Origin of the sequence: Rhizobium sp. BR 315, assembly GCF_050577975.1 — a bacterium.
GTDB classification, from domain to species: Bacteria; Pseudomonadota; Alphaproteobacteria; order Rhizobiales; family Rhizobiaceae; genus Rhizobium; species Rhizobium miluonense.
In genome coordinates this window covers 37,720-55,550 of sequence record NZ_JARWKZ010000020.1, presented here as the reverse complement: position 1 = coordinate 55,550, position 17,831 = coordinate 37,720, and the positions used below count along the sequence as shown (strand labels likewise).

Below are 17,831 nucleotides of genomic sequence, written 5' to 3'. Positions count from 1 at the left end.
CGTCGCAGGCCTCTTCTTCAAGCCTGCACATACTTGGTCGGCAGGCCAATGTACAGAGCGGCCGCGTATTTGTATCAGCCAGAACGAAAAAAAGGCAGCGAACCGCGCTGCCTTTGAGAATGGTGCTGTCAAAAGAAAGCTCGAGTCGGTGAACTTCATGTTTCGGGAGCCAGAACCAGCTCCAATCCGCTGCTGACGTATGCGAACGGTCTCAAGTTGGCCTTTACCTTTGACCAATCTTTCCTAACGCAAGGTTACCAAACGGAGGTCATCGTTTGCCCCTCAATTTTAGGGTGCATCTCAGCTTTTCAGTTCTTCCAGCCCGGCGAATAGATCCAGCGCCTCCGGATTGGCGAGCGCCTCCTTGTTCTTGACGGGCCGCCCGTGCACAACATCACGCACCGCAAGCTCGACGATCTTGCCGGATTTCGTGCGCGGAATATCGGCGACCGCGATGATCTTGGCCGGGACGTGGCGCGGCGAAGCGCCGGTGCGGATGCGGGTCTTCATTGTCTTCACCAGATCTTCGGTCAGCGAGGCACCAGGAGCCAGGCGGACGAACAGCACGACGCGAACATCGTCATCCCAGTCCTGGCCGATGCACAGAGCTTCCAGAACTTCGGGGATCTGCTCGACCTGATTGTAGATCTCGGCCGTCCCGATGCGCACGCCGCCGGGATTGAGCGTCGCATCCGAGCGGCCGTGAATGACGAGGCCGCCATGAACAGTCCATTCGGCGAAATCGCCGTGGCACCAGATATTGTCGAAGCGCTCGAAATAGGCGGCACGATATTTGGCGCGTTCCGGATCGTTCCAGAACATGATCGGCATGGAAGGGAAAGCCTTGGTGCAGACAAGCTCGCCCTTTTCGCCGCGCACCGGCTTGCCTTCGTCATTCCAGACATCGACGGCAAGGCCGAGACCCGGTCCCTGGATCTCGCCGCGCCAGACCGGCTGCAGCGGGTTGCCCAGCACGAAGCAGGAAACGATATCGGTGCCGCCGGAAATGGAAGCGAGCTGGATATCGTCCTTGATGCCTTCATAGACAAACGTGAAGCCCTCGGGCGACAGCGGCGAGCCGGTGGAGGTCATCAGCCGCAGGCTCGAGAGATCATGCGATGTCTTCGGCGTGAGGCCGCTCTTATGCACGGCGTCGATATATTTGGCCGAGGTGCCGAACACTGCGAATTTCTCTTCCTGCGCATAATCGAACAGGATATTGCCGCTGGGAGCAAAGGGCGACCCGTCATAAAGGCAAAGCGTCGCGCCGGCGGCAAGGCCGGTCACCAGCCAGTTCCACATCATCCAGCCGCAGGTGGTGAAGTAGAAGACCTTTTCACCGGGTACGACGCCGCAATGCAGGCGATGTTCCTTGATCAGCTGCAGCAGCGCGCCGCCCGTCGAATGTACGATGCATTTGGGAACGCCTGTCGTGCCGGAGGAAAACAGGATGAACAGCGGATGGGAGAAAGGCACTGCAACGAACTCGACGGCTTTCGCCTCGAAAGGTGCAATAAAATCGGTCAATGTCCGTGCGCCAGGTGTTGCCGCCACCACCGCATCGGCGCTGCCGGCATAGGGCACGACAAGGGTCGGCACATTCAGACGCTGCGCGATGGCGCTGACCTTTGCCCCGACATCCTGCAGCTTGCCGCTATACCAATAGCCACTGCAGGCGATGAACAGCTTCGGTTCGATCTGCCCGAAGCGATCCATGACGCCCTGCTCGCCGAAATCCGGAGAACAGGAGGACCAGATCGCGCCGATCGATGCGGCGGCCAGCATGCAGGCGATGGTTTCGGGCATATTCGGCATCATTGCCGCCACCCGATCGCCCTTGCCTATACCTTCAGCCCGATAAGCCTGCTGCAGGCGCGACACCGTGGCGGCCAAACGATCCCATGACCAGCGATCACGGACCTTATCCTCGCCCCAGAATACCAGCGCATCGCCCCCGCCGCTTCGCGACAGCAGGTTTTCGGCGAAGTTCAATTGCGCATCGGGAAAGAAGCGTGCCTCCAGCATGAGGTCGCCATTGATCAGCGCCCGCTCGCCGCGTTCGCCCTTGATGCCGCAGAAATCCCAAACTGCCGTCCAGAAATTCTCGCGATCGGCCACCGACCAGGCGTGAAGGCCGGCGAAATCGGATAGCGACAGGTTAAAATGGCGGTTGCATTGCTGCATGAAGGCAAACATCGGGCTTTGGCGGCGTGCTTCTTCCGATGGCGTCCAGAGCGGCTGCTGATCCTGCATATTTCTCTCCCCTGTTTTTCCCAGTATATAGCAATGCTGCAACGCATTATAAAGTCACGGAGTCATGGGGCTTTCCAACCTGCGACGTTTGCATCCGACAAACATTTCCTATATCCGGCAAGCATAGGCACATCATCCCTATCAGTTTGAGAGTCTCCACGGGATATGAGAGCGTCGAGAAACAACAAGTGGCGTTTGACGATGCGATCGGCCTCGCAATGGTTGCCGGCCGTTGCCCGGACAACCGGCATCGTTCTTCTGACCCTCCTGATCGTCTTTGTCGTTTTCAGGGCTACCGCTCCTTTCCTCATCTCCAGCGGGATCGTGCGCTCCGGCATCGAGAGGGCGCTTTCGGAATGGACGGGATACAGAGCCCAGATCGAGGGCGATCCAACGCTGGACTTCTGGCCGACGCCGCGCATAACGCTCAATCAGGTCACCATCCGCGAACCGGCAAAGAACGGCAAAGTGCTGGGTCATGTCGATAGTCTCTCTGCGGACTTCTCGCTGCTGCCCGCTATCCGTGGACATGCACATTTTCACGAGTTCCACTTTGTTCGACCCGTGCTCTACATCCGTCGCGACGAGAATGGGCTGATCGACTGGACCAATGAGGGCCGCCTGTCGAAAGCGATCGAACAGGTGGAGAGTTCCTCCGGCCAAGCCATGCCGATGCGAAAGGATCAGGATGCAGCGATCGGTATGCTGACTATCGAAGACGGCAGCGTCGAGATGACGGATGACCGCAGCGGCAACGTCTACAAGATGACCGGCGTCAATGCCGACATTTCCTGGCCGCGGCTCTCGCAGCGAATGACCGCCGTCATCCTTGCCCGTCTCAACGACCAGGATATCAAGCTCAACTTCGACTCGGCGCAACCGCTGCTGTTCTTTGCCGGCAAGAACGTCGACGCCAAGACCAGCTTTTCCTCGCCGGTGATCAGCTGGGCCTATACCGGGGTTACCAGCATTTCGGACCTTTCGACGCTTTCGGGCAATCTCGAGCTCAGCGTACCGAACGTTCCCACCTTCCTGGCATGGAGTGGCCAGCGCCTCCCCGCCGCCGATGCGCTCAAGAACGTCTCACTCAACGCCGATGTGACGGCGATCGACAAAGGCCTGCGCTTCAACAATCTCAGCTTCAAGGTCAACGACTCCGCGGCTTCCGGCGTCATGGACCTGAACTACACGACGACTGGAAAGCCGAAGGTCTCCGGCACGCTCGCCTTCGACCAAATGAACCTCAATCCGTTCCTCGCCGCCTTTTCCATGCGTCTTGCCGCGGAGACCGCCATCAATGCGCTCCTGAACGGCAATCCGCTGCAGCGCCTCGACCTCGACTTGCGGCTCTCCTCCAACAAGGCTGCGCTCGGTCCCTTCCAGTTCGACAATATTGGCGCCAGCCTGCTGGTCGCGGGCGGCAAAGCAAAGTTCGACATTGCTGACAGCGGCTTCGAGGGCGGCTCGCTGACGGCGCATCTGGAGGTCGCTCCGGGTGATTTCGACGGCGGCGGCAAGCTGCAGATATCGGTCCGCAATGCCGATTTCGGCGGGCTCTTCACCCGCCTCAAGCTGCCGGGGCCGCTGCCAATGACGACCGCCGGGTCTCTGGATCTGGCACTCAGCACCACCCGGCCGATCTGGGTCGCCAGGTTGGGCGACGTTGCCGGGAAGATGCATTTCGCGTCATCAGCCGGATCCTTCCGTGAGTTCGATCTCTCGTCCTTCAGGTCCTTGGCCACTCAAAAGGCCTTTTTCAGGATGAGCGATATCGCTGACGCAGCCTTCAATTTCGACAGCATCAATGTCGATGCAACCTTTGCCAAGGGATCTGCCGAAGTGCAAAACGCGACCATCGCCGGCCGCAACGAAACCATCACGCTGAACGGCGTCGTTCCGTTCCGCAGCAATGGTCTGGCGCTGTCGGGAGCGATCGAGGCGACGTCGCCGTCCGATGCGGACGACCTGCCGATGCTGCCCTTCTTCCTTGGCGGCAGCTGGCCGGATCCGGTCGTTTCACCTGTTACCACTTTGCTGCAGAAACCCCAGCAGCAATAGCTCTTCCGTCAAGCCGGTCCAGCGCTGCCGCTCACGCGGCGGCGGCCGCTTGTTCGTCCCTTTGACGCTGCACCTCGCGGCGCTTGGTGGCGATCGAGGCACAAATGACACCGACGGCAACGACACCGATCAGGATCGTGCAGATGGCGTTGATCTCCGGCGTCACGCCGAGCTTGACCTGGCTATAGATCAGCATCGGCAGCGTCTTGGCGCCAGCGCCGGAGGCGAAGGTCGCGATCACCAGATCGTCGAGCGAAAGCGTCAGAGCCAGAACCCAGCCCGAGAATACGGCCGGCGCGATGATCGGCAGCGTCACCTCGAAGAAGGTGCGCACGGGCGGCGCGCCGAGGTCCATCGCCGCCTCCTCGATCGAGCGATCGAAGGTCAACAGGCGCGACTGCACGACGACGGCGACGAAGCACATGGTCAGCGTGGTGTGCGCCATGACGATCGTCCAGAAGCCGCGATCGACGCCTGACGTGACGAAGAGCAGCAGCAGCGAGAGACCGGTGATGACATCGGGCATGACCAGCGGCGCATAGATCATTCCCGAAAACAGGATGCGACCGCGGAAGCGCGTATAGCGCACCAGGGTCAGCGCCGCGAACGTGCCGAGCACGGTTGCGATGGTCGCGGACAGGAGGGCGATGCGCACCGTTAACCAGGCGGCGCTCAGCATGGTGTCGTTGCTGAAGAGGTGCACATACCATTGCGTCGAGAAACCGCCCCAGACCGTCACCAGCCGGGAGCCGTTGAAGGAATAGATCACCAGCAGCAGGATCGGCAAATAAAGGAAAGCCAAGCCGAGCGTGACCGAGACGATATTGAAACGAGACCAGCGGATCATCGATTATCTCCCCTTCTCGTCGGCCTTGGCCTGGAAATGCTGAAAGAAGACGATGGGCACCACCAGCACCAGAAGCAGGATGGTCGCCACCGCCGAGGCCAGCGGCCAGTCGGTGTTGCTGTAGAATTCTGTCCAGAGCACCTTGCCGATCATCAGGGTTTCCGAGCCGCCGAGCAGGTCGGGAATGACGAACTCGCCGACAGCGGGAATGAAGACCAGCATGCAGCCGGCGATGACGCCGGGAAGGGAGAGCGGAAAGGTGACGCGCCAGAAGGCGCCGATCGGCGTACAGCCGAGATCCTGCGCCGCCTCGATCAGCGTGCCGTCCATCTTTTCCAGCGCGGAATAGAGCGGCAGCACCATGAAAGGCAGATAGGAATAGACCATGCCGATATAGACGGCGGTATTGGTATTCAAGATGACGAGCGGCTGGTGGATGATGCCAAGGCCCATCAGCAACTGGTTCAGCAGGCCTGTCGTGCTGAGGATCGACATCCAGGAATAGACGCGGATCAGGAAGCTCGTCCAGAAAGGCAGAATGACCAGCATCAGCAAGGTGGGACGGATCGTGCGCGGCGCTTGCGCCATACCATAGGCGATGGGATAGGCGATGATCAGCGTCAGCAGCGTCGAGATGCCAGCGATCTGAAGGCTCTGAATGTAGGCGTTTATGTAAAGCGGATCGCCGGTCAGCCACACGTAATTGTCGAACGACATGGTCTGCAGCTTGACCCACCAGTCGCTGAAACTGTCCGCCCATGCGAAGGACGGATCGTAAGGGGGGACGGACAGCGCCTTCGTCGCCAGCGAGATGCGGAAGACGATGAGGAAGGGCGCGAGAAAGAAGATCAGCAGCCAAGCATAGGGAACGATGATGACGAGGCGCTGATAGATGGAGGAACCAAGCGCTTTCATGATCAGTCCTTCAGCAGCACGCCGGCATTTTCGTCGAAGGACACCCAGACGTTCTGGTCGTAGGCGAAGGGTTCTTCCACGACGCGAACCGCATTCAGCGACGAGGCTTTGAGCACCTGTCCGCTCTTCAACTTGACGTGGAAGACAGTCATGTCGCCAAGATAGGCGATGTCCCAGATTTCTCCCTCGGTGGCATTGACGGAGGCGTTGGCGGGCGGGCGTGGCGTTACCCTCAGCTTCTCCGGCCGGATGGCGAGGCTGGCGCGGCTTCCCGCGGCCGGTGCGTCGCTGGAGGCAGTGCGCAGCGTAAGGGCGGAATCGACTGATAATTCGACGATGCCGGACTGCGCGGAGGTGACGTTGCCATCGAGTATGTTCACATCGCCGATGAAGTCTGCCACGAAACGGCAATTGGGCGCCTCGTAAATTTCCGCCGCCGTCGCCACCTGCACTACTTTGCCGTGGCTCATGACCGCGATGCGGTCGGCCATGGTCATCGCCTCTTCCTGGTCATGGGTGACGACGACGAAGGTGAGACCCAGGCTCTGCTGCAGATCCATGAGTTCGAACTGCGTCTCTTCGCGGAGCTTCTTGTCGAGCGCGCCGAGCGGCTCGTCGAGCAGCAGCACCTTCGGCCGCTTGGCGAGCGAGCGCGCCAGAGCCACGCGCTGGCGCTGGCCGCCGGACAACTGGTTGGGCTTGCGCTTGGCGAATTGCTCGAGCTTGACGAGCTTCAGCATCTGGGCGACGCGATCCTCGATCTCGGCTTTCGGCATGCCATCCTGCCGCAGGCCGAAGGCGATATTCTTTTCCACCGTCATATGTGGGAATAGCGCGTAGGACTGGAACATCATGTTGACGGGGCGGCGATAGGGCGGCGTGCCGGCAAGATCCTGGCCGTCGAGCACGATCTCGCCCGTCGTCGGTTGCTCGAAGCCCGCCAGCATGCGCAGTAGCGTAGACTTGCCGCAACCCGATGCGCCGAGAAGAGCGAAAAACTCACGATTGTAGATATCGAGGGAGAGGTCGTCGACGGCGGTGAAATCACCGAACTTCTTCGTCACGTTCTTGAAGGAAATGTACGGCTTGGCCGAAGGATCGGTCCACGGAGCAAAGGAACGCCGGATATTACCGAGTGACTTCATCATCTATCCCCAAATAGACGCCCGGACGGGCTTTCCTGGAGCATTTCCGCTTTTCTTCGAATCGCGGAAATGCTCCGTCTTTTTTGTTTCTTTCCGCATTCCGGACGGAAAACCGCTGCGCACTTTTCCTGGAAATGCTGAGGCGCCGGCTCTTCCCCTTCCCGGCGCGCTCGTGATTCTCAAGCTATCCTCTTAAGAAAAGGCCCGGACGTTGCCGTCCGGGCCGCTTGGAATTATTGGCCGGTGGTGACCTTTGTCCACAGGCGCGTTGCCACTCGCTGCGTTTTCGAGTCCCAAGGGGTCAGCGTGAACAGTTTCTCGCGGACCGTATCGGTCGGATAAACGGCTGGATCATCCAGCACGTCCTTGCTCACGAACTGCTGCGATGCCTTGTTACCGTTGGCATAGGCGGTGAAGTTGCTGGCCTTGGCGATAACTTCCGGCTTCATGATGTAGTTGAGGAAGGCATGGGCTTCGGCAACATGCGGCGCATCGGCGGGGACCGCCATGACGTCGAACCACATCTGCGCGCCCTTCTTGGGGATCGAATAGCTGATCTTCACGCCGTTCTTTGCTTCTGCGGCGCGGTTGCGTGCCTGTAGCACGTCGCCGGAATAGCCGAAGGCAACGCAAATGTCGCCGTTGGCGAGCGCGTTGATATATTCGGAGGAATGGAACTTGCGAACGAAGGGACGGATCGACGTCAAGAGATCTTCGGCCTTCTTGAAGTCTTCCGGCTTGGTCGAATTCGGATCAAGGCCCAGATAGCGCAAGGCGGCCGGAATGACGTCGGTCGGCGAGTCCAGCATATAGATGCCGCAATCCTTGAACTTGGCGGCGAGCTTGGGATCGAAGATGATGTCGATGTCAGGCGCCTCATCGGAGCCGAGAATCTGCTTCACCCTGTCGACATTGTAGCCGACGCCGCTGGTTCCCCACATGTAATCGATCGCGTACTGGTTGCCGGGATCGTAGGTGGCGATGCGCTGCTGCACTGTGTCCCACATGTTGGTAATGTTCGGCAGCTTGGATTTGTCGAGCTTCTGGAAGACCCCGGCCTTGATCTGGCGCTGCAGGAAATATGCCGTCGGGACGACGATGTCATAACCGGTCTTGCCGGCCAGAAGCTTGGTTTCCACCGTCTCATTCTGGTCGAAGGTATCGTAGACGACCTTGATGCCAGTTTCCTTGGTGAAATCGGACAGGATCGAATCATCGATATAATCCGACCAGTTGTAGATATTGACGACCTTGTCTTCTGCGTGAGCGACCGTTGCAAGCGAAACGGCTGCGAAAGCCGTTGCCGCAAGCTTAGCGAACATGGACTTCATAATCTCTCCTGCTTCGTTCAAGGGTATCGCGGCGACACCCAACCCTCTGTTTTTCCCGTTAGACTAGAAAGGAAATCGAAACGCGACAAGGGGAAAAGCATGGCCTTGCCCTCTTTCGCAGGTTTGTCGGCGACCGGCATGGAAGCCTCGTATAAGCAAGGGAGACCACCGAGCCGAAAGCTCATGCATATGTCGGCCGCTTGCCGGCAAACAACTCCGAGTGGCTTTTCAGCAGTCGGGCCATACGGTCGACAACGGTGCGGATTTCCCTGCGATGTCGATCTGCGTCGTTCATGACGATCCATTGCCGATGACGTAGGGACGCGATCTCTTCGCCGACCCGCCCCAGCCTCGGCTCCTGATCGCCGACGAAACAGGGCAGAACGGCGATGCCCGATCCGGCGAGCACCAGGTCATGAAGCGATCGCGGCCGACTGACGGTGAAGGCGATTTCCTCCCGCCTGTTCTGATGCGGCCAGCGCAGATAGGCGGAGATGGCCTCTTCCTCCGCCACCGCGATCCAACGCTGCGGCCTGGCAAAGCGCATGTTGCGGGCCTGATAGGCAGCATAGGCGACATCGCCGGTCTTGATGGCAGCGAGATTGGCCTCCTCCGGCTCGAATGCGCGGATGCCGATATCGCTTTCGCGATGGGCGAGGCTGGCGCGACGTTCGCCGAGATGCAAGTCGATGCGAAAGCGGTCCCGCTCCGAGCAGATCGACGGCATGTTCTGGCTGAGCAGCCACCCGACCCAGGTGCCGGCGGCGATGCGTACGATCGCAGTCCCCTGTGCATCGCGCTGCCAGCTATCCACCTTGCGGGCGGCAGCCTCCATCTCCAAAAGCTGATCGAACAGCGCCTGGCCGTCGCCGGTGAGTGAATAGCCGGCCTGGCTGCGCTCGAACAGCGGCCGGCCCATCTGTCCTTCCAGCTCAAGCATGCGTCGGCCAATCGTCGCCGGGCTCAAGCCGCTCGAAGCGACGGCGCCCGTCAACCCGCCTCCCCGGGCAACATCGAGAAAAAGCTGATAGGAATCCCAACCGGTGTTTTTCATGCATGAAAAGCATAGGACGAAAACGGGTGTTTATAAAGCAGATTCCGATGTGTAGTTGAAGGGATGCCCCATAACATGGAGATGTCTCATGATGGACAGCATCGCTTTGGCCAAGGCCATCGAATTGCAAAACCAAGCGCGCGAAGAACAATGGCGGAGAAATGAGGATCTTTTCTACCGCGATTACGGCCTGGATCCGCCCGCCCCTCTCATCTGGATCGGAAAGATGATCGCCGGGTTATGCTCCCTTCGCAAGCCAACGAAAAAGGCGGACCGGCGAGAGATTCGCCAGTCCGCCTGTGATGACAATGGCTGCTGCGGTCAAGCCGCTTCTTGCCGTGTATAGCCCGCCGCGTAGCCGGCATCGATCTTGAACTGCAGGATGAGATGCAGAAGCGCATCGGCTTCGGTGGCGAGCTCGCGGCTTGCTGCCGTGGTTTCCTCGACCATGCCGGCATTCTGCTGGGTCATCTGATCCATGTGGTTGACCGAAGCGTTGACTTCCTGCAGTGCGCTCGCCTGATCGTGGCTTGCGCGGGCAATGCCTTCCACATGCTGGCTGATCGTGACGATCTGGCTGCTGATCTGCGCCAGGACGGCCCCGGCCTCCTGCACAAATTGCGAACCGGAATTGACTTCCTGGGTCGACTTGTTGATCAGCCCCTTGATCTCCTTGGCGGCGGCAGCGGAACGCTGTGCAAGTTCCCGCACTTCCATGGCGACGACCGCGAAGCCCTTGCCGGCATCGCCGGCGCGGGCAGCTTCGATGCCGGCATTGAGCGCCAGCAGGTTCGTCTGGAAGGCGATCTCGTCGATGACGCCGATGATCTGCTCGATCTTGCGGGACGCGTCTTCGATGCGCGCCATCGCGTCGATGGCGTTGCCGACGACGACGGAACTGTCATCGGCGCTGCGCTTGGCTTCGCGCACGATGGAGTCCGCATCCTTGGCGCGTTCGGCCGAGGAACGAACGGTGACCGTGATTTCTTCGACGGCGGCAGCGGTCTGTTCGAGCGAAGCCGCCTGCTGTTCCGTGCGCTTCGACAGATCCTCGGCGGAAGCAGCCATCTGGTTGCCGTTGCTCTGGATCATCTCGACATTGCTGCGCACCTGGCTCAGCGTTTCCTGCAGGCGTGACAGCGAGCTGTTGAAGTCCTGGCGGAGCTGCTCGAGACGGCCGATGAAGGGCGTCTCGATCGTGGCTGAGATGTCGCCCTGCGCGAGACGTTCGAGACCGGCTGCCAGTTCGCTGACGGCAAAATCGATCTGTCGGTCAAGCTCGCGCTTTTCGGTGTCGTTGCGCTGGCGCTCGTGTTCGGCCGCCGTTCGCTCCTCGTCGCTCTGTTCCTCGATGCGGATCTTCGAGATGGCGTTTTCCTTGAAGATGCCGAGGGCGCGGGCCATGTCGCCGATTTCGTCATGCCGCTGCTCGCCGGAGATTGCTGTCTCCAGCATGCCATCGGCGATGCGGCGCATGGCGGCGGTGATCTGGCCGATCGGGCGCTGCAGGGTCAGAACCAGTGCGATGCCGCCGGCGACCGAGAGGATGATGCCGAGAGCCGTCGCCAGAATGGAGATGTAGTTTGCCTGGTTACGCTCCGTGCCGGCACTCTGCTTCTGCGTCTCTGCAAATGCGGTGAGCTGGCCCCAGACCTGATCAAGCTGCTGCCGGGCGCTTGCATATTCGCCGATCCGCTGCGTGATAACATCGACCAGCTTGATGCCGGCACCGTCCATCGACTTGAGCGATGGGCGAATGGCTGCATCGATATCGCCAGCGAAATCCATGCTCTGGGCGCTCTGGTTCAGCGTATCGATATCGCCGTTGAGCTTGGAGATTTCCTGACGCAGGCGGACGAGGTTGTCCTTGTTGGTATTCGCGTTGAACTCGGCAAGGACGAGCTGCAGCGAATAGATCGAATCCTGCAGACGGCGCGTATCCTGCAGGATGGAATTGGTCTGCGCGACGCGGGCATCGAGCGATACGAAGGTCGTCGTCGCCTGACGCATCATCTGCGTTGCCGTCAGCTGCGTGTAGGTCGACGTCTGGCGGAAGCGCGAGAGGAGACGTCCGACAGTGGCGACGCTGTCGTCGGTCGGCGCATCGGCGCTTTCGGTGGCAGCCGTCAGATCCTTGATCGTGCCGATCAGAGACTGGACGACGCTCTTCTGGTTCTGCGGCAATGCGAGATCGATGGAGCGCTGGGCCTTGTTCAGATCCGGCAGCCGATCCTTGAGAAGCTTCATCTTGTCGGCCGGTGTCGCGGCTTTGCTGAAATCCTCCGCCACGGAAACCAGCAGGTCGCCGCCCTTCAGCAGGCGGTCGGCGGAGCGCAGCGTCGAGGTCGCGTCGGCCTGGTCTTGCCGCATCCGATCCTCAAGCTGCTGGCTGTTGAAGTTGACGTTGAAGCGGGCACTGATAAGCGCTCTCTGCGCGTCGTCGATCGTCTTACGGAACGACAGCTCCTGCTCGTGCAGCGACCACAATCTGCCAACGAGATTGGCCATGTCGGCGTTCTTGGCGATCGCGTCGTTCAGATTGCTGCGGCCATCGGCCTCCTGACCAAGCTGGCCGAGCGTCGCGTTGAGCACGCCCTGCTGCGACTTGATATCCTCATAAAGCTTGTCGCGCTGCTGCGTATTGGTGATGCGCAGGAAGTCGTCCATGGAGCCGTAGAGGTTCTTGAAGCCAGTCAGCGATTGCAGCACGCTGTTGGAGATTTCCATACGGCCCTGCAGAAGCCCGGAAGCATAGAGCCCGGTGAGGCCAACCGCGGAAATGCTGATGACGAATGGCAGGACGAATATGAGAACCTTCGTCTTGATCTTGAAACGCGACAGTATCTTATCAATGAACATTGTGGCCCTAACCTCTCACACCGCTCCCCATCGACGCCGCCACGGCGCTGACCGGATGTATAACCATCGTTCTTGAAATATGCGCAGGCGGGGGTTCCCGAGACGGGTCTGGAAGCAATCATTGCTTCGGCTCCAACTTGCAGTAGAGCTCCCCATGAAATCGTCGGAGATTGTGGGTCTGATTAATTAATTTTCAGATAAGGCCCGGCGTAGCCTGTCGCGCTCAAGAAAACGCTCATAAACAGCCTGCGCTCCAAGTGTTTCGCGCGGAAGAAGATCGCCGTCAGGCGACGGTCGAAATAGGGCCGAAACGGCTGATCAGTAGCCGCGTACTGCCAGCAGTGCGATGCAAGCAGCGGTAACGCCTGTCGCGAGCATCAGAAGTCTTGCGACCACGAGCTTAGCATTATCCCGGGTCTGAGCGATTGCAATGGCGCGAGCACGACGCTTTGTTCTGTTCATGAGCATATTCCCATTTTCGCACTGACACGATAACCGGCAAAAGGTGCATTCGGCAACTGCCAATGTATTCAAGAAAGATGTAGGAAAGGAAAACGCGAGTAACAGAGGCGGGCCGAAAGTGTCGCACCCATCGGTCATTGGCCCGAGATCGTGCGACAGCAGCGCGCTACTTCAGCAAGGCCGCGATGGCGGGATCGGTCGCCATTTCGGCGGCAATCTTGCCGGAGGTAGACTTGATGGTCTTGTCGGCGCCATCCTTCAACAACGCCTTGACGACGGCCGGATCGTGCTGCTGGGTCGCCATGTGCAACGGCGTCCAGCCATCGTAATCGCCGCGCGCATTGACGTCAGCACCTTTGGAGACCAGAAGATCGATGATGTCCGCCGGGCCGTAATAGGCGGCGGTATGTAGCGGATACCAGCCTTCCGTCGTCTTCAGGTTCACCTTGGCGTCGCAGGCCAGCATCTTCTTGACGACATCGGCTTTCTTGTCGCGGATGGCAATGGCGAAATTCGTATCGCCGCCCACATCACGGCCGTTCGGGTCCAGCTTCTTACACTGCGCGGAAGCGGCGGCGGCACCCGATGCTGTGACTGCATATATGCCAAGCGAGATCGTCACGGCCGCAGCGATGCCTGAAAGAACCGCTTGGCGGGATATCCGAGCCTTAAACGTCATGATTGCCTCCATCGAGTGTTTTCGCGTTGGAGATGTTCTTTGCCCATTTGCTGCCTGTTGGCAAGGTGAATTCAAGCCGCCTCGCCGGTGACATGGCCGGAGGCCCAGGCCCATTGRAAATTATAACCGCCGAGCCAGCCCGTAACGTCGACGCATTCGCCGATGAAGAAGAGCCCCGGCACAGTCTTCACCTCCATTGTCCGCGAATCGAGGCAGGCCGTGTCGATGCCGCCAAGCGTTACCTCCGCCGTGCGATAGCCTTCCGAACCCGATGGTTTGACTGGCCAGGACTGGATAGTTGCCGCGAGCTTCTGCAGGCGGTTGTCGGATTGATCGGCCATGTTGCCGGCCACACCTTCGCTTTCAACAAAGTGCTGCGCCAGCCGTTTCGGCAGGAGCTCCGCAAGGGCTGTTTGCGCCGATTGCCGGCCATTGGCCTGCTTGGCTTTCTTGAGAAGCGTAAAGACATCGATATCGGGCTCGATCACGACGGTGACGTCTTCGCCTTCCCTCCAATAGGAGGAGATCTGCAGGATCGCGGGGCCGCTGAGGCCCCGATGGGTGAAGAGCAAGGCTTCGCGGAATGCCGTCTTGCCATGGCGGATCTCGGCGGGCGCGGCGATGCCCGAGAGCGGGGCCAGGCGCTGAAGCAATTGCGGATCGAGCGTAAGGGGGACGAGGCCCGGTCGGGTTTCGACAACAGGCAATCCGAATTGCTCGGCGATGCGGTAGGCAAAGCCGGTGGCGCCCATCTTGGGGATCGACTTGCCGCCGGTGGCAACGACCAGCGAAGCGGCCTCGAAAACGCCTTCGGAGGTGCTGACGCGATAGCCGCCGGCGGTCTGCTGGATGTCGCCGATCTCCGTCCGCAATCGCAGCTGCGCTCCGGCCGTCCGCATCTCGTCGGTCAGCATGCGGATGATGTCCTTGGCGCTGTTGTCGCAGAAGAGCTGGCCGAGCGTCTTCTCATGCCAGGCGATGCCGTGGCGCTCGACCATGGCGATGAAATCCTGCGGCGTGAAGCGGGCGAGCGCCGATTTGGCGAAATGCGGATTGGCGGACAGGAAGTTCTTCGGGCCGGCATGGATATTGGTGAAGTTGCAGCGGCCGCCGCCGGAAATGCGGATCTTTTCGCCGGGCGCACCGGCATGATCGAGCACGACGACGGACCGCCCGCGCCGGCCGGCACGGATGGCGCACATCATGCCTGCCGCACCCGCACCGAGGACGATCACATCATATCTGCCAGCCACGTTTAAGCCCTTTATTTTTCGCCGCTCTCTCTCGCCATTTTTCCATCATACGGCGAAAGTCCGAGCGGTTTTCCCCCTCGCCAATTGGCAAACTGCGGTTATGATGCAATCACCGATCAACCCAAATACGGTGTTTTATGCCTGCGAGAAAGACCCCGCTGAAAGCTTCAGTGCCTGCCTCGAAAATCCCTACGGTACCTCCCAGCTTGAGATCGGCACGCGGCGTGGCAAACTGGAAGGAAGCGGCCCAATGGCTGCGGGCGCGCGGGATCGAAGACATCGAATGCATCACACCGGACCTTGCGGGCGTGCCGCGCGGCAAGATGATGCCGACTTCGAAATTCACCTCGAATACGTCGCTGGCGCTGCCTTCGGCGATCTATCGCCATACGATTTCGGGCGAATATCCGGAGGAGACCGAGAGCTTCCGTTACGAGCCGCGCGACAGCGACCTGAAGCTGGTGCCGGACCTTTCGACGCTTTCCGTCGTGCCCTGGGAAACCGACCCGACGGCGCAGGTGATCTGCGATATCGTCAATTCCGAGGGACACGCGGTGTCCTATACACCGCGCAACCTGCTGAAGCGGATCATGGGGCTCTATCGCGATCGCGGCTGGAAGCCCGTGGTCGCCCCCGAGATCGAATTCTATCTCGTCGCCAAGAATGACGACCCCGACTATCCGCTGCATCCGCCGAAAGGCCGCTCCGGCCGTTCGATCCTCGGCGGTCAAGGCTATTCGATCGCCGGCATCAACGAGTTCGACGAATTGATCGACGATATCTACCATTTCTCGGAGAAGCAGGGTCTGGAAATCGACACGCTGATCCATGAAGAAGGTCCGGCGCAGCTCGAAATCAACCTGCGCCATGGCGACCCGATCGAGCTTGCCGACCAGGTGTTCATGTTCAAGCGCACCATTCGCGAGGCGGCGCTGAAGCACGGCATCTACGCAACCTTCATGGCCAAGCCGATGCAAAGCCAGGCGGGTTCGGCCATGCATATCCACCAGTCGGTCGTGAACATCGAGACCGGCAAGAACGTCTTCACCAATCCGGACGGCAGCCCGTCTCAGGAATTTTTCTATTTCATCGGCGGCATGCAGCGCTATGTACCCAATGCGCTTGCCATGCTCGCGCCCTATGTGAATTCCTATCGGCGGCTGGCGCCGAACATGTCCTGCCCGGTCAACAATGCCTGGGGCTACGACAACCGCACAACGGCGTTCCGCGTGCCCGTCTCCGATCCGCAGGCCCGCCGTGTCGAGAACCGGTTGCCGAGCTCCGATGCCAATCCCTATCTGGCGCTTGCCGCCTCGCTCGCATCCGGCCTGCTCGGTATCATGAAGCAAGTCGAACCAACCGCGCCGACGGAAGATTCCGCCAATGAAGGCTCGATCGACCTGCCGCGCGGCCTGCTGGAAGCGATTGCCCTTCTCGAAGACGAACCGGCTTTCGAAGAGGTTCTCGGCAAGGACTTCATCGACATCTATGCCGGTGTCAAACGCGGCGAGTTCGAGACCTTCATGCAGGTGATCAGCCCGTGGGAGCGGGAATTCCTTCTGCTCAACGTGTGAAGCGAGCCGCCCATGACGCTGCAGAAAACATGGCAGAGCCCGATCGCGCCGGGCCTTTCCTTCTATCAGGCGACCGTCGGCCCCCGCACGACCTATCCGAAGCTCGACGGCTCGCGCCGGGCTGACGTCGCGATCGTCGGCGGCGGCTACACGGGCCTCCAAGCGGCCTGCAATCTTGCCAAGGGCGGCGTCGAAGTCGTGCTGATCGACGCCAACCGCTTCGGCGACGGGGCCTCCGGACGCAACGGCGGGCAACTCGGCACCGGCCAGCGCTGGTGGCCGGAGGAGATGGAAGAGAAGATCGGCTACGAGCGCTCGAAAGCCCTCTTCGATCTTGCCGAGGATGCCAAGCACCATCTGCTCGATTTCGCCTCCGATCATGGCATCGACATCGACTTCCTGCCCGGCCAGATGAATGTCACGCACAAGCGCAGCTACAAACGCGACTACATGGACAATGCGGAGATTGCAGCGACCCGCTACGGCTATCCGCACATGAAGTTCATGGACCAGGCGGAAACTCAGGAGCGGCTGGGTTCGCAATTCTATCTCTATGGCGTCAGGGATATGGGAACGGGCCATATCCACCCGCTGAAGCTGCTCATCGGCCTTGCCCGTGTCGCAGCTGAAGCCGGGGCAGCTCTCTTCGAAATGACGAAGGCGAAGGCCTTTCGCCAATCGGGCGGCAAGACCATCATCGAAACGGATGGCGGAGACATCAGCGCCAACCGGGTGCTGATCGCCTGCGACGGCTATATCGGCAACCTCGAGCCGGTGACCTCGAGCCATGTCATGCCGATCCGCTCCTTCATCGGGGCCACCGAACCTCTAGATCGCTTTCCGAACGTGATTCCCGGCAATGAGGCGGTCGCGGATTCGCGATTCGTGGTGCGCTACTTCCGCAAATCGAAGGACGGGCGGCTGCTGTTCGGCGGACGTGAAGCCTATACATCAGACAATCCGCGCGACATAACGCAGCACATCCGCCGGCAAATCGCCGAAATCTATCCCGCCCTCGCCGACATCAAGATCGACTATGCCTGGGGTGGCTCGGTCGGCATCACCATGCCGCGGCAACCCTTCGTACGCGAGGTCATGCCGGGCGTCACCACCATCGGCGGCTATTCCGGCCATGGGGTCATGCTGTCAAATTATTGCGGTAAACTCTATGCGAAAACGGTTCTCGGGAACGCGGACGAGCTACGCCTCTTCAAGGAGCTGAACGTCCCGCCCTTCCCCGGCGGTGCGCGCATGCGGGCGCCTCTGCTGTTCCTGGCGCTCTCGTGGTTTGCGTTGCGCGACAGGTTTTAGAAACCGGAAGATGATTTCTTCCGCCTGCAATCCGCTCTAAAAAGCCGAGTCTGAATTTTGCGATGCACACTGGCCTTTTTAAATCGATTA

General features: G+C 60.1%; 14 protein-coding genes. 4 read left to right on the top strand and 10 right to left on the bottom strand.

The window, feature by feature from the left end:
* Positions 1 to 300: 300 nt before the first annotated feature.
* Positions 301 to 2,253, bottom strand: coding sequence for an acetoacetate--CoA ligase (locus QD409_RS19520; RefSeq protein ID WP_430763409.1), 1,953 nt, complete (start codon positions 2,251 to 2,253; stop codon positions 301 to 303).
* A 165-nt stretch (positions 2,254 to 2,418) separates the two neighbouring features.
* On the opposite strand from QD409_RS19520, the gene QD409_RS19515 reads away from it, so the two are divergent.
* Positions 2,419 to 4,311: an AsmA family protein gene (locus QD409_RS19515; protein ID WP_430763408.1), complete on the top strand. Its 1,893-nt coding sequence runs from the start codon at positions 2,419 to 2,421 to the stop codon at positions 4,309 to 4,311.
* A gap of 31 nt (positions 4,312 to 4,342) precedes the next feature.
* On the opposite strand, the gene QD409_RS19510 is transcribed toward QD409_RS19515, so the two are convergent.
* From QD409_RS19510 to QD409_RS19490, 5 genes are all read right to left on the bottom strand, one after another.
* The gene (locus QD409_RS19510; protein WP_430763407.1) at positions 4,343 to 5,158 is read right to left on the bottom strand and encodes an ABC transporter permease subunit; all 816 of its coding nucleotides are present in this window, start codon (positions 5,156 to 5,158) and stop codon (positions 4,343 to 4,345) included.
* A gap of 3 nt (positions 5,159 to 5,161) precedes the next feature.
* A complete protein-coding gene (locus tag QD409_RS19505) occupies positions 5,162 to 6,073 on the bottom strand; it encodes an ABC transporter permease subunit (RefSeq protein ID WP_430763406.1) in 912 nt (303 codons plus the stop codon).
* 2 nt (positions 6,074 to 6,075) lie between these two features.
* On the bottom strand, positions 6,076 to 7,218 hold the full coding sequence (locus tag QD409_RS19500) for an ABC transporter ATP-binding protein (RefSeq protein ID WP_430763405.1): 1,143 nt from the start codon (positions 7,216 to 7,218) through the stop codon (positions 6,076 to 6,078).
* Between the two features lie 233 nt (positions 7,219 to 7,451).
* Positions 7,452 to 8,549: a polyamine ABC transporter substrate-binding protein gene (locus tag QD409_RS19495; protein WP_430763404.1), complete on the bottom strand. Its 1,098-nt coding sequence runs from the start codon at positions 8,547 to 8,549 to the stop codon at positions 7,452 to 7,454.
* A 181-nt stretch (positions 8,550 to 8,730) separates the two neighbouring features.
* Positions 8,731 to 9,603 (bottom strand): LysR family transcriptional regulator, encoded by an 873-nt coding sequence (locus QD409_RS19490; RefSeq protein ID WP_430763403.1) that lies wholly within the window; start codon positions 9,601 to 9,603, stop codon positions 8,731 to 8,733.
* An 88-nt stretch (positions 9,604 to 9,691) separates the two neighbouring features.
* On the opposite strand from QD409_RS19490, the gene QD409_RS19485 reads away from it, so the two are divergent.
* Positions 9,692 to 9,949 (top strand): hypothetical protein, encoded by a 258-nt coding sequence (locus QD409_RS19485; RefSeq protein WP_430763402.1) that lies wholly within the window; start codon positions 9,692 to 9,694, stop codon positions 9,947 to 9,949.
* Here QD409_RS19485 and QD409_RS19480 read toward each other — a convergent pair.
* The 4 genes from QD409_RS19480 to QD409_RS19465 all read right to left on the bottom strand — a co-directional run bounded on the left by QD409_RS19480 (position 9,925) and on the right by QD409_RS19465 (position 14,808).
* Entirely contained in the window at positions 9,925 to 12,462 is a 2,538-nt protein-coding gene (locus QD409_RS19480; RefSeq protein WP_430763401.1) for a methyl-accepting chemotaxis protein, read from the bottom strand. The two genes, QD409_RS19485 and QD409_RS19480, sit on opposite strands and share 25 nt — an antisense overlap.
* Before the next feature lie 318 nt (positions 12,463 to 12,780).
* A complete protein-coding gene (locus QD409_RS19475) occupies positions 12,781 to 12,924 on the bottom strand; it encodes a hypothetical protein (protein WP_430763400.1) in 144 nt (47 codons plus the stop codon).
* Between the two features lie 166 nt (positions 12,925 to 13,090).
* Entirely contained in the window at positions 13,091 to 13,603 is a 513-nt protein-coding gene (locus tag QD409_RS19470) for an ankyrin repeat domain-containing protein (RefSeq protein WP_430763399.1), read from the bottom strand.
* A 71-nt stretch (positions 13,604 to 13,674) separates the two neighbouring features.
* Positions 13,675 to 14,808: an NAD(P)/FAD-dependent oxidoreductase gene (locus tag QD409_RS19465; protein WP_430763410.1), complete on the bottom strand. Its 1,134-nt coding sequence runs from the start codon at positions 14,806 to 14,808 to the stop codon at positions 13,675 to 13,677.
* Positions 14,809 to 14,993: 185 nt separating this feature from the next.
* Between QD409_RS19465 and QD409_RS19460 the strand changes: the two genes are divergently transcribed.
* Complete coding sequence (locus QD409_RS19460; RefSeq protein WP_092851272.1) at positions 14,994 to 16,430, top strand: glutamine synthetase family protein; 1,437 nt, start codon at positions 14,994 to 14,996, stop codon at positions 16,428 to 16,430.
* Between the two features lie 12 nt (positions 16,431 to 16,442).
* Positions 16,443 to 17,741 carry an FAD-dependent oxidoreductase gene (locus tag QD409_RS19455; protein ID WP_430763398.1) on the top strand — a complete coding sequence of 433 codons (1,299 nt, stop codon included), beginning with the start codon at positions 16,443 to 16,445 and terminating at the stop codon, positions 17,739 to 17,741.
* Positions 17,742 to 17,831 lie beyond the last annotated feature (90 nt).